The organism is Niallia sp. CD-39 (assembly GCF_059874745.1).
The window spans coordinates 26,686-40,179 of the sequence record NZ_JCBCPS010000004.1; the positions used below are offsets into that span (position 1 = coordinate 26,686).

Annotated in this window: 10 protein-coding genes and 1 pseudogene; 1 reads left to right on the forward strand and 10 read right to left on the reverse strand. The window is 38.1% G+C overall.

Annotated features, from left to right (window positions below; all coding sequences use genetic code 11):
* Positions 1 to 9: 9 nt before the first annotated feature.
* The 6 genes and pseudogenes from AC6F34_RS10495 to AC6F34_RS10520 form a co-directional block, all read right to left on the reverse strand.
* Positions 10 to 1,161, reverse strand: a complete 1,152-nt coding sequence (locus AC6F34_RS10495; RefSeq protein ID WP_500771812.1) for an aminotransferase class V-fold PLP-dependent enzyme — start codon at positions 1,159 to 1,161, stop codon at positions 10 to 12.
* A gap of 7 nt (positions 1,162 to 1,168) precedes the next feature.
* Positions 1,169 to 2,032, reverse strand: a complete 864-nt coding sequence (locus tag AC6F34_RS10500) for a formate dehydrogenase accessory protein FdhE (protein ID WP_500771814.1) — start codon at positions 2,030 to 2,032, stop codon at positions 1,169 to 1,171.
* An 18-nt stretch (positions 2,033 to 2,050) separates the two neighbouring features.
* Positions 2,051 to 4,474, reverse strand: a pseudogene (gene fdnG / locus AC6F34_RS10505) (formate dehydrogenase-N subunit alpha); the annotation flags it as partial.
* Between the two features lie 12 nt (positions 4,475 to 4,486).
* Complete coding sequence (locus AC6F34_RS10510) at positions 4,487 to 5,065, reverse strand: molybdopterin-dependent oxidoreductase (protein ID WP_500771816.1); 579 nt, start codon at positions 5,063 to 5,065, stop codon at positions 4,487 to 4,489.
* A 430-nt stretch (positions 5,066 to 5,495) separates the two neighbouring features.
* Complete coding sequence (locus AC6F34_RS10515) at positions 5,496 to 7,316, reverse strand: ABC transporter ATP-binding protein (RefSeq protein WP_500771818.1); 1,821 nt, start codon at positions 7,314 to 7,316, stop codon at positions 5,496 to 5,498.
* Positions 7,300 to 9,039, reverse strand: a complete 1,740-nt coding sequence (locus AC6F34_RS10520; RefSeq protein WP_500771820.1) for an ABC transporter ATP-binding protein — start codon at positions 9,037 to 9,039, stop codon at positions 7,300 to 7,302. The genes AC6F34_RS10515 and AC6F34_RS10520 overlap by 17 nt, the downstream gene beginning before the upstream one ends.
* Positions 9,040 to 9,270: 231 nt before the next feature.
* Here AC6F34_RS10520 and AC6F34_RS10525 point away from each other — a divergent pair, with 231 nt between their 5' ends.
* Complete coding sequence (locus tag AC6F34_RS10525; RefSeq protein WP_500771822.1) at positions 9,271 to 10,086, forward strand: squalene/phytoene synthase family protein; 816 nt, start codon at positions 9,271 to 9,273, stop codon at positions 10,084 to 10,086.
* Between the two features lie 75 nt (positions 10,087 to 10,161).
* Here the strand turns inward: AC6F34_RS10525 and AC6F34_RS10530 are convergent, their stop codons facing one another.
* The 4 genes from AC6F34_RS10530 to AC6F34_RS10545 are packed head-to-tail and all read right to left on the reverse strand — an operon-like array spanning position 10,162 to position 13,475.
* Positions 10,162 to 10,875: an ABC transporter ATP-binding protein gene (locus AC6F34_RS10530; protein ID WP_500771824.1), complete on the reverse strand. Its 714-nt coding sequence runs from the start codon at positions 10,873 to 10,875 to the stop codon at positions 10,162 to 10,164.
* Positions 10,868 to 11,641 (reverse strand): ABC transporter ATP-binding protein, encoded by a 774-nt coding sequence (locus tag AC6F34_RS10535; RefSeq protein WP_500771826.1) that lies wholly within the window; start codon positions 11,639 to 11,641, stop codon positions 10,868 to 10,870. The genes AC6F34_RS10530 and AC6F34_RS10535 overlap by 8 nt, the downstream gene beginning before the upstream one ends.
* Positions 11,613 to 12,587, reverse strand: coding sequence for a branched-chain amino acid ABC transporter permease (locus AC6F34_RS10540; protein ID WP_500771828.1), 975 nt, complete (start codon positions 12,585 to 12,587; stop codon positions 11,613 to 11,615). The genes AC6F34_RS10535 and AC6F34_RS10540 overlap by 29 nt, the downstream gene beginning before the upstream one ends.
* 12 nt (positions 12,588 to 12,599) lie before the next feature.
* On the reverse strand, positions 12,600 to 13,475 hold the full coding sequence (locus AC6F34_RS10545) for a branched-chain amino acid ABC transporter permease (protein ID WP_500771830.1): 876 nt from the start codon (positions 13,473 to 13,475) through the stop codon (positions 12,600 to 12,602).
* Positions 13,476 to 13,494: the final 19 nt, after the last annotated feature.

Below are 13,494 nucleotides of genomic sequence, written 5' to 3' on the forward strand. Positions count from 1 at the left end.
TTCGTCTAACTAGTCCCAACCAACTTTAGTTAATACGATATTTTTAATTGCTTTTAAAAACTGATTGACTTCATCATTTGTCGTGAAAAATCCCGGACTCACTCTTATCGTTCCTTCTGGAAAAGTGCCAAGTGTTTTATGTGCCAATGGTGCGCAATGTAAGCCAGTCCGTACGTGGATTCCATAATTTTGGTTGAGAATTTTTCCAATGTCTTCAGGGTCCCAGCCCTTAATAATGAATGAAATTGTCGAAATCCTCTCTTCATTTGGCTCGGGTCCATAAAGCTGAACTTCTTCATATTGTGATAATCCATTCCATATTTTAACTACATGCACACGCTGACTTTCTTGAATTGTTTCAAAACCTTTTTCCTTGATAAAGTTGATGCCTGCACCTAATGATAAAATTCCTGGAACATTCGGTGTTCCTGATTCGAATGCCTCTGGCCATTGTACCGGCTGTGTTTCAGACTTTGAATCATAGCCAGTACCGCCTTCACGGAATGGTCTTAGTTGTGTAATCCTACTTCCCATGACGAATCCACCAATCCCTTGTAAGCCAAAGAGACTTTTATGTCCACTAAACACTAGAAAATCAAGGAGATTCTCTTCAAGATCAATCGGGAATACTCCTGCCGTTTGGGCAGCATCTAAAAGAAAGTAGCCTTCTTTATTGCGTACAGACTCAGCAATTTCTCGTATCGGTTGAACTGTGCCCGTCACATTTGAAGCGTGACTTATAACAACTAGCTTCGGATTTTTTTCCATCAATTCTTTAAGCGCATCTAACTTGATTTTTCCGGTATCATCACATGGGATAATATGCAAAGTAATCTTACCTGTTCGCTCTAGCCCCCTAAGAGGGCGGAGCACTGAATTGTGCTCCATACCAGAGATTAAAACATCATCCCCATCGTTTAAGAACCCTTTTATGATCATGTTGAGGCTATCTGTAGCATTTAAGGTAAAAACAACCCGATAGTCATCCACTACTCCAAAAAACTTCCCAACCTGCTTTCGTATAGTAGAAATTTGGTTTTCAACACTGTTTTCCATGAACGGATGGTGACCACGACCAGGAGAGCCTATTTGTGTAAATAGATGCTTATAAATCCCTTGTGGTTTAGGATACGTTGTTGATCCGTTGTCTAAATAAACCATCGCTCACTCACACCTTCATCAGAGAAGTTCCTGTTTTTAAATATCCTTTTTCTTTACAAAGAAGATCAAGATGTACCGTAAACCAATCTGTTAGGTAAAGCTCTTCTTTCCCTTGGTTTGTGTACGTTTTAATATAGCTATTGCAACAGTTACAGATGTCGATTCTTACATCCTCTTCCTGCTCGACCTCAATGATTTCTAATTTTTCATGATCATCATTTTTACAATAAGGACAGCCGATACGTTTATATGCCCATTTTGTTTGGCAGCAGCTACAAACTAAATGCCTTCCTCTTCCTTTAGAGCTTCTTTTTAAATGAGCCATAGTTGGAAGAGATCCACAAGTTGGACAATATTCATTTTTCCAATTATGTTTATGAACCCAGCTTTCAAGCTGTTTTTTTAATGGCTTTAGTGCTGCGCTTATTGCTAGCCAACTAAAAAAAACTAGAACACCTTCTTTTAAGCGGTATTCAGACGCCACTTCAACCACTTTTGAATCTTCACTATTTAGGACAGCAAGAAGGAGATCGCGAACGATTATATGATCATCCAAGAGGGCTTCATAAATTTCCTTTGAATCCTCTCTTATTTTTGATGGCAAGCGTTCATCCTGATAAAGATCACCTAGTTTAAAAAAGAATCCAATGGACGTTTCTAGAACCATTTGCTGAACTTTACTTGACTTTAACAGAGGGATTCCTCGTTTAAAATCTAGCTCTAGTCCATTAAACTTGTACTTTTCAGTTGATGTTTCGCTATTGTCTTGTAAACATTGCTTAATCGCTAAATGTAATTGAGCAATTTCTACCAGGTAGGGTCTTTCATTTACCCAAAGCTCGATTTCTTTTTCAATTGCCAGTTTACCCAATCGACCCACACCCTTTCTTTAGGCTTTTTCGATGTTCACTAAACATGCCTTTGTTTCTTGAATCCATGTATTTGGATCACCTGCATCGATTGTTAGTAGGTTCGTGCTTGCTGCTGTACTTAATCCTTTATATCCCCAGTTGTATGGCATCCAGACGACAATGACTTCTTTTCCATTAATCTGCAAAGTTTGAATACGGTGAGTAACCATCACCTTAACATTTACCTCTCCCCTTGCAGAGCTAACATTGACTCGATCGCCGTTCTTCACTTTTAATTTTTCAGCTAGTTTTACAGGCATCTCTACATATGTTTCTTTTACGAGCTCATTTAGCCAAGGGATGTTTCTAGTTACACTTCCTGCACACCAATGCTCAGCAATACTTGATGTACATAGGACATAAGGAAAATCTTCTGCACTTCCGATTGGTTGCTTGGACTCAATTCTCGGGTATTTCAAGCATGGGTTAATTTGTACTTCTGGATGAAGAGCATTGCTTGTCGGGCTTTCAACAGGTTCATAAAACTCCGGTAAAGGGCCATCAGCTGGCACTTGTGCTACATCTCGAGGCAAATCTTCGATTAGTTGATCAGGGTCTCGATAAGGATTAGCAACTAATCTAGCAATTCCATCAGCAGACATTCTAAATGGTTTTTGCCCATTAATTGTAGAAGGTCCATCCAATGCATTTGGAACATCAGGATTATCATATCCAGTCCACTTCTGTTCCATTGCATCCCACCAAATCAATTTTTTGTCCCGATCAAATGGCTGTCCTTGCTTATCAGCTGATGCTCGGTTGTATAAAATATGAATATTCCCTGGCCAACACCATGAAAATTCAGGATAAATTCCTAATCCTCCAGGATCATCTTTATTATTCTTCCGTTTTGATAAATTTATATTGTCTCCATAGACACCAGCATAAAGCCAGTTGCCACCTGCACTAGTTCCATCCCCTTGTATTGCACCGATGCTCTTTAATGGTTTACCCGTTTTCAAATCATACCCATTAATCTCTCTAAATACAGCATCAGCCTTATCCTTTTGAGGATAGTTCCATTTCGCCTTTTTAAATACATCATCTTTTGCAAGAGTAGATTCTGCATATAGCTCTCTAAGGCGAGAGAAAATCGAATCAATCATATCGAGGTCGCTTTTAGATTCTCCTACTGGTTTAATACCAGTGTAACGCCATTGTACAAGGCGACCAGAATTCGTTAACGACCCTTCTTTTTCAAGGAATGAAGCGGCTGGAAGAAAGATAACCTCTGTATCAATTGTACTTGGGTCAACACCAGGCTTCTCCCAAAAAGAGGCTGTCTCCGTCATAAAAAGATCGGCAACTACAAGCGTATCCAGTTTTGATAATCCTTCATGTACAAGATTTAAGTTTGGACTTGTCACCATTGGGTTTTGTCCCATAATGTACATAAACTTCATTTTGTCTTCAAGTGCCGTTTCAAAGATTCTGAATATAGAGTAGTTAACACCCGCATTGATCTTTGGTAGCCATTTATAACCAAAATCATTTTCTGTTGTGGCATTTTCGCCGAACCAAGCTTTTAATAAGCTTACTAAGAATTTTGATCTAAACGTACCTGATTTCGCTGCCCAGTCCTTAACACTTTGCTCTTTATGGCTTGGAGTTGAAAGGTATCCAGGCAAATAGTTAAACAGCAAGGCAAAATCAGTAGAGCCTTGTACATTCGGCTCTCCACGTAATGCATTGATTCCAGAACCAGGTTTCCCTACATTTCCTAAAAGCATCTGTAAGATTCCAAAACAACGGATGTTTTGAACACCAACTGTATGTTGTGTCATTCCCAGTGCATACATGATTGTTCCAGGACGATTGTTAATGAGTGTATCTGCAATCAGCTGGATTGTTTCTACAGGTATTCCACTAATATCTGAAGCAATTTTAAATGTGTAGCGCTCGTAGAATTTTTTCATTTTCGAAAAAACAGTCCGTGGGTCTTCAAGACTTTCCGCTTTCATAGGCAATCCGTCATTATCTAATACGTATCCCCATGAAGAGTTATCGTACCTTCTATCTTCTTCTATATAACCTGAGAAAACACCCTCATCAAAGGAGAAGTTATCTTTCGTTAAAAATGCAGCGTTTGTATGCGCTCTTACAAATTCCTCATCGTATGACTTTGTTTCGATAATGTACTGAATGATAGCATTGAGAAAAGCAATATCTGTTCCAGGGCGAATTTGCGCGAAAATATCTGATATTTTCGATGTTCTCGTATACCTCGGATCGACATGAATAATTGTAGCGCCTTGTTCTTTTGCCTTCATTACCCACTTCATAGACATCGAATGGTTTTCTGCAGCATTACTTCCTTCAATTAAAATTACTTTTGCATTTTTCAAATCAATCCAATGATTTGTCATGGCACCACGGCCAAACGAAGCCCCCAAACTGGCGACTGTAGGACTATGTCATAACCTGGCCTGGTGTTCGATATATGCTACACCAGCTAACCTTGCCATTTTAGCCATCAAATAGCATTCTTCATTATTATTTTGTGCTCCACCCAGAATACTAATGGCATCACAACGGTTCACATCAAATGATTTTCCATCAATTATCTCTTGATCAATCCAATATTGATCACGTGTTTTCTTCATATTCTTTGCTACTTTATCAATTGCTTCTTCCCAGCTTATTTCCTGCCATGAATCACTTCCAGGTGCTCTATATAACGGTGTTTTTACCCGTTGATCAGAATTCGGTACAACCGACATCGAAGCCCCTTTACTACATAATGATCCTTCATTAATGATATGATCTGGATCTCCTTCTAAGTTAATTAGCTTATCGTCTTTTACATGGCAAACCATTCCACAGCCTACGGAACAGAAAGTACAAATGGACGTAAACTCTTTAGAGTTTGATAGCTTAAAAGTCTTTGTTGATGCTTTTACCTTATTAGTATCAATTCCGATCTCTGCCATTGTTAGTCCTACACCGATTATTCCAGTAATCTTCAAAAAGTCACGTCGATTCACGTTTACCATCTCGACACCCCCCTAATAGAAAAATTTGTTATCTTTCTTGTAACTAGATAATCATTCAACTAGAAACATATGAGTGTAAAAAGTATTATGTCTAATTTGACATATGTTCTACTAAAAATTATAGAGGACAAAAAATTCGACAAATATAACTTTTATCACACCAACACTGCCTTAATAATGAAATAATAATGACCATAATCTTTGCAATTGTGAGCTAAATCACTTCACTCATTATTTTTTCAAATTTTTCAATTAAAAGAGGTTCCTCAATTTCAGAGAATGAAGACTAGAATAGAACAGCCAGTTTTAAGATGGACGAAAGTGAGAATAAGTTTCCGAACGTTTATCAACTTCCTAATGCAACAACTATCTTAGCGTAAATATACTATTCAAAAAAAGACCAACCCTCTTTGAGAGTTGATCTTGTATCCTAATCTTTTTCCATCAGTTTTTTCTGTAACTTCGCGTAAAATCCGTTTAATTTTACTAAAGATTCATGTGTACCTTCTTCTGTAATTTTTCCATTCTGCAAGACAAAGATTTTATCAGCGTTACGTATTGTATTCAAACGGTGTGCAACAACAAAGCTCGTTCTACCCTTCATTAAATGCTGTAATGCCTCTTGTATTTTCAATTCTGTTACTGTATCGATGCTACTAGTCGCTTCATCAAGAATTAAAATTGATGGATTTGCCAGAAAGGCCCGAGCTATCGAGAGCAGTTGTCTTTGTCCTTGTGAGATGCCACTTCCATCTTGGCTAAGCATTGTATCATATTGATGTGGAAGCTTCATAATAAATGAATGTGCATTGGCAAGCCTTGCTGCAGCCTCTATTTCCTCGTTCGTTGCAGCAAGGCGACCATAACGAATATTGTCTCTTACTGACCCTTGAAATAAAAATGGATCCTGAAGCACAAAACCCATAAAATCACGTAAACTTTCTTTTTTAAGTTTTGTTGTCGCTATATGATCTATAAGGATCTCACCATCAGTATGCTCATAAAAACGTGAAAGGAGATTGATGATCGTCGTTTTTCCCGCTCCTGTTGGCCCGACAAATGCCGCAGTTTCACCAGGCTTTACGAGTAGGTTGATATCTTCTAGCGTTTTGCTTCCTTTTTCATATTCAAAGCTGACATCTTTAAACTCCACATAACCTTCTACCTGCTCTAAAGATAAAAGGCTAGCTTCACGATCAAATTCTTCTTCTTCATCGATAATGTCAAAAACTCGTTCAGCACCTGCAATCGCAGATAATAATGTATTGAATTGATTAGCTAAATCATTTAGCGGTCGTGTAAATTGCCTTGCATATTCTGTAAAGATGACAATGACACCAATCGATACATGGCCATTTACTGCAAGGAGTCCCCCAATACCGGCAATGATGGCAAAGCTGAAATTGTTAAGACCGTTCATTAGCTTTGGTATAAAACCTGAATACGTTTGTGCCCAAAATCCTGCTCTCTTTAGTCTCTCTCCTTTTTCAAGAAACTCTTCAATCGCCCGCTCCTCTTGAGAAAACGTCTTTACTATTTTTTGACCTGAAATCGTTTCTTCGATATAGCCGTTCAGTTCACCTAGATTTTTTTGCTGCTCTTTGAATAATACGCTCGTCCTTTTAGTGATCCATCTCATTCCTATAAACATGATCGGAACTATAGTTAAAGTGAGTAAAGTTAGGATTGGACTAAAGTAAAGCATCACAAGCGCCGTTCCGGCAAGCGTCAGCACACTTGAAATGATTTGGATAATGGAGCTATTTAATGTTGAGCTTATATTTTCAATATCATTAGTTACTCTACTCATGAGCTCACCATGTTGGCGTTTATCGAAGAAAGGAATCGGTAGCTTTTGCAAATGGACAAATAGCTCCTTACGGATGGAGAAAACCGTTTTTTGCGCAATCCCAATCATCCAATAATTTTGAAACCAAATCGATAATGAATAGAGTATATAACAGCCTACTAGTGCTAGAAGTATATACAGCAACCCTCCACTAGACTGCTCTACAATAAATTGGTCAATCGTAATTCCAATTAGAACTGGACCAAGTAGGGCAAACATTGAACTGATGATGACCATAATCAGCACCCAATTCAAAAGTAGCTTGTTTACAGCTAAATAAGACCAAATCCTTTTCAATACTTGTCCCATATTTTTAGTCTTATTCTGTTTTTTCGTACCAATTTTGGTCGCTTTTCTATCTATTTTTTCATATTGAAATGGTTTTCTAATTTCCTTTAACATGTGCGAACTCCTCCTCACCTGTTTGTGATAGATAAATTTCTCGGTAAAGGTTTGAGCTCTCAATTAGGTCTTGATGGGTACCCGAAGCTAATAGATGTCCATCCTCAAGTAGTAATACTTGATCTGAAGATAGTGCCGTATTAATTTTTTGCGTAATAATCAGCGTCGTAAATGGATGCTTATTTAATGCAGTTAATAACTTAGCCTCAGTAGCCAGATCGAGTGCACTCGTACTGTCATCTAATAACAGTATTGCTGGCTTTCGTATCAAAGCTCTCGCAATCGTTAATCGCTGCTTTTGGCCTCCCGACAAGTTTACACCCTTCTGGCCTATTTTCGTTTCATATCCATTTGGAAGCAATTGAATGGTTTCATGAATCTGTGCATCTATACACGCTTGTACAATTTCATCCATTGTTGCGCCTTCTTTACCCCATGAAATATTTTCTCTTATTGTTCCACTAAACAGGAGGGCTTCTTGGGGAACATATCCGATCGTTTTCCTTAATCTTTTCATCTTATAATCTTTTACATCCGTACCATCAATTTCAATGCTCCCCTCAGTAGCATCGTAAAGTCTTGGGATTAACTGAAACAACGATGTTTTCCCAGAACCTGTAGCACCTAATATCGCAACTGTTTCCCCTTTAGTTGCCTTAAATGTTAAATCGCGCAATGCATATTCCTTTGATTGTGGATATTGGAAAGATACATGAGAAAAACGTATTTCTCCATTAATAACTTCTTTGTGCACATTCAGGTTCTCATGGTCAACTAGGTCAACCTCTGTTTTTAATACTTCATTAATCCGATCTGATGATGCTCTAGCCCTTGAGAAAGCCATAATAATAAACGATAAAATGGAGAAAGCAGAGGTGATTCTCATCGCATAGTTCACGACTGCAACAACTTCACCAACTTGTACATTCCCAGAATGAACTTGGATGTTTCCGTACCAAAGCACGGCTATGATACTAAAGTTCATAATCAGTAATAAAATTGGCATCGTTACTTCCATTAGGCGAAGGGCGTTTGCTGTAGAATCTTTTAATTCGTTATTTGCCTGTACAAATTTCTCCTCTTCGTACCTTCTACGATTAAACGCCTTAATGATCCGTATCCCTGACAAATTTTCTTTCATTACATTATTTACATGATCAAGCTTGGACTGTACCATTTGAAAGGCTGCTCCACCTTTTTTCATAATCCATACTAGGAAAACGAACAAGAACGGGATAACAGCAGATAAAATAAGCGCTAATTTCACATTAACGACAAACGCCATCAACAATCCACCAATAATAAGCAATGGTGCGCGCATCATGATTCTAAGCCCCATAAAAACAGTATTCTGTACTTGAGTCACATCATTTGTTAATCTTGTAATTAACGAAGACGTAGGGAATTTATTGAAATTAGCAAATGAGAACGATTGTATTTTTTTAAACAGACTCTTTCTAACATCAAATCCAAAGCTCTGACTAACATGTGCTGCATAAAATGAATTGATAATCCCTGCCGCAAAAGCAACAACCGTCGTACCAATTAATACAAATCCCCATTTTATGACAGTATCAAAGTCATTTAATAGAATTCCTTCATCAATAATTCTTTTCATAATAAGTGGTTGAATTAATTCAACCACTAATTCAGTTAACATTAAAAATAGGGCGATGATTACCGCTATTTGATATGGCTTCAAAAATTTTAGTATATCTTTCATCCCGTATCCCCCTGTTGCTTATACAAATCCTTCGGTTATCTAAATTTATGATGTTATCATCTTATCTCTTTTTTGCTATATTTTAAATATATTTATGAGAATTTTCTTAAAATAACTTAATCAACACTTTTCTTTTATTATATGTACATTATTTATATAATAGAAATAGTCTAAAACATATGGAAAACACACATGATATTGATAAATAGATAAATAAAGGATGAGGATCGAATGAACAATCAGTATTTAAAAGATGATGCAATGAGAGTTTTAGAACAAACAAGCCGGACATTCTTTATCCCAATCAGCCTTTTGCCGCAAACACTTAAAGACACTGTTGCTGCAGCCTATTTGTGCATGAGGGCGATTGATGAGATTGAAGATCATGAACAATTAAAACCAGAAGTTAAAAGTTCGTTATTGTTTTCTATTAGCCAAGTATTAACAGAGAAGAATACGCTCCCTACTTCAATCGAGAGCCTTTTAAAACCTTATAAAGAAATTTTACCTGAAGTAACGTTAAGGCTTGAAGATTGGATTTCTCTTTGTCCAAATGGAATTGTTGATCAAGTGTTACAAGCAACCTCCATTATGTCAAAGGGAATGGGAGAATGGGTAGAAAAAGATTGGGTAATTGAAAACGAGAACGATTTAGATGATTACACTTATTGTGTTGCTGGCTTAGTTGGTGTGATGCTAACGGATATTTGGAGTTGGCATGATGGAACTGATGCAGATAAAAAACTTGGAATAGCATTTGGTCGTGGATTACAAGCAGTGAATATTTTGCGCAACCATCGCGAAGATGCAGAGAGAGGCGTCACTTTCTTCCCACAAGACTGGGAACTAGATGATATGTTCAAGTATGCTAGTAAGAACTTAGAGCTTGCAGATCTCTATGTAAAAGAAATCAAGGATCCACATATCTTGCAATTCTGTCAGATTCCATTAACGCTTGCACATGGGACATTAACCGCCTTAATGGAGGGTAGAGATAAAATGAGTCGTGAGGAAGTATTGCAAACCGTCAATCGAATTGTCGGTTAATTAGAGAAACAGCAATCAATTTGTATTACACCCCAATTGTTAGACCATCTACAATTGGGGTGCAGTTTTTTATTATTACCCAGAACGTTTGCCAAGATAAGCTTCTATGATTCTTGTATCATTTAAAAGCTCGACTGACGTACCACTTGTCGTAATCTTTCCAGTTTCCAAAACATACCCATAGTCTGAAATCTTCAAGGCTTGACGCGCATTTTGTTCTACTAGTAAAACAGTTGTCCCTGATTTGTTGATTTCTTTAATAATCTTAAAGATGTCCGTTACGATCAATGGAGCTAATCCCATTGATGGTTCATCAAGCAATAATAGCTTCGGCTTGCTCATAATAGCTCTTGCAATGGCAAGCATTTGCTGTTGACCACCAGATAATGTACCTCCAAGTTGCTTTTCCCGCTCTCTTAATATCGGAAATCTTGATAAAACACGCTCTAAATCCTGTTTAATGCCCTCTTGATCTTTTCGATGATAGGCACCCATTTCTAGATTTTCCATCACCGTCATTCCAGCGAGGATTTGCCTTCCTTCTGGCACAAGTGAAATTCCTTTTCTGACTAACTGATCCGCCCTTAACCCCGTAACATCTTCTCCCAAAAAGGTTACCTTTCCTTCTTTTGGTTTAAGCAAGCCAGAAATTGATTTCATAGCCGTCGTTTTACCTGCACCATTTGCACCTAAAATCGTTACGATTTTCCCTTCAGGTACTTCTAAATGAATTCCCTTTAACACTTGAATCTTCCCATAATACGTATCCAACTTTTCCACTCTAAGCATCGACTTCTTCCTCCTCTTGCCCAAGGTAGGCCTCGATGACAACGGGATCATTTTGAATTTCTGCTGGAGTTCCCTCAGCTATTTTCTTGCCAAAATTCAAAACCGCAATCCGATCGCAAAGCTTCATTACTAACGGCATATCATGTTCAATTAATAGAACGGTTACCCCGCTTGCCTGGATTTTTTTTATTAACTGAAATAAATCTTCCGTTTCCGTCTCATTCATTCCTGCAGCTGGCTCATCCAATAATAATAGTTCAGGGGAACTTGCTAGTGCTCTTGCTATCTCCAAGCGGCGTTGCTGCCCGTAAGATAGATTCTCTGCAAATGTATGCAAGTGCTCCTCCAATCCAACAAACTCCAGCAATTGCGCTGCATGCTCCTTTAAACGCTGTTCTTCCACTCGTTGTGACTTTGTTCGGAATACTCCTTTTAACACACCTGATTTACTTCTGCAATGCTCTCCAACCATTACATTTTCTTCTGCGGTCATTTGAGTAAATAACCGGATATTTTGAAAGGTCCTGCAGACGCCTTTCTCTGTGATAATATGTGGTTTCAGTCCATTTAACCCGTCCCCTTTAAATGAAATTTCTCCTGAGGTGGGACTAAACATTGAAGTAATCAGATTGAACATAGTCGTTTTCCCAGCGCCATTTGGACCTATTAAACCAAAAATCTCTCCCTTTTGAATGGAAAAAGAGACATCAGAAAGAGCGCTTAAACCGCCAAAGTTTTTACATGCTTTTGTGATTTCCAGTACCATGCTTCTTCCCTCTCCTTCTCCACGTTTGCTTCACCCAATAAAGGACATTCAAATCAATTAATCCTTGTGGACGAACACCCATCATGATGATAATAATGATTCCATAAATCATATAGCGGTATTCACTAATAAATCGCAAGACTTCAGGCATCATTGTTAAGAAAAACGCACCGAAAACTGGGCCCCAAATGACTTCACTTCCACCAAAGACGACAAAAATTAAAATCTCAACTGCTCGGTGATAAGAAAAATCAGCAGGGCTGATATATCCAAGGACATGGGCATACAATGCACCCGCAAACCCTGCCATTAATGCACCTTGTGCAAAGGCCAAAACCTTATAGTAGGTAATATTAATTCCCATCGATTCAGCTGCTTTTTCATCCAGCTTGATTGCAGCAAATGCTCGTCCTACTCTCGACGTATGCTGTCTGCGTAAAAACCAAATCGCCCCGATACAAATAATCAATAAAATGATAAATATCGAGAGAAAAATAAATTGATTGTTTTGCAAACCGAGTGATTGTGGGGAAAAGCCGAATCCAGAAAAGAACTGCAAGACCTCTCGTCCTAAATGTGGAATACCCGATAATCCTACCGAACCTTTCGTGAGTGGTTCCCAGTTTACAAATAGCACCCGAATAACTTCACCAAATCCAAGTGTTACAATTGCTAAATATACGCCTTGAAGTCGTAGTGTCGGTATACCAATCATGATTCCAATGGCACAAGCAACAAGAGCTCCAAGTAAAACTCCTACAAAGATTGGCAAATCAAAATGAATTGTCAATAACGCAGAAGTATAGGCTCCTATTCCCATAAAACCCGCATTAGCAAGTGATAATTGTCCGGTCGATAATGTGACATACACACTGAGCCCTAAAATAATATTAATTAAAATAAATGAGGCAACCTGTAAGTAGTAGGGGTTTAATAAATCAATCATGTTATCACCTTCTTATGTAGATACTTTCTTGCCAAATAATCCTTGTGGGCGAATGAGAAGTATGACAATGATGGCGATGAATGCGATCGCATCACGATAGCCTGAATTACCGTAAACAACGATAAATGTTTCAGCTAAACCTAAGATAAGCCCCCCAGCCATTGCTCCCTTTACATTCCCCATACCACCTAAAATAATAATAGCTAGACCTTTTAACCCCATTGATAACCCCATTTGTGGCGTTACAGAGTTAAACGCCATCCCTACTAGAATTCCAGCAATTCCTCCCATTGCAGAAGCAATGATTACAGTCATTGTAATAACTCTTTTAGTATCAACACCGAGTAAACTTGCCGTTTCTAAATTTTCCGCTGTCGCTCGTAATGCTTTACCTGCTTTCGTTTTACTCAACCAATTAGATAGAAGGAGCATTAGAATAACAGAAATCGCAAAAATCACGATTTGAACGATATAAATCGTAATTCCGCCAATTTCAATACTCATTTCAGCAAATGGCGTACGAAAAGGATGATTTCCGGCTCCAAACAAATGATGAGACAAGTTCTCTAACAGTATTGAGACCCCAATTGTACTTATTAGTGGAGCTAAATGAGAAACCCCCTGCTTATGCCTCAGGGGTCTTAACGCAAACTTTTCCAACATATAGCCCATGATCGATGTGATGACAATTGCTCCCGCAAATGCAACCCAGATTGGTGCTTGAAACGTGCTCGTGATAATGACACCAATAAATGCACCAAACATAAAAATCTCACCATGAGCCATATTAATAATCCCTAATACACCAAATACGAGTGTAAAACCTAATGCAACAATGGCATAAATACTTCCAAGTGTTATACCATTGATCAGTTGTTCTATTAACATGTTTTCACCTTCTAGGATT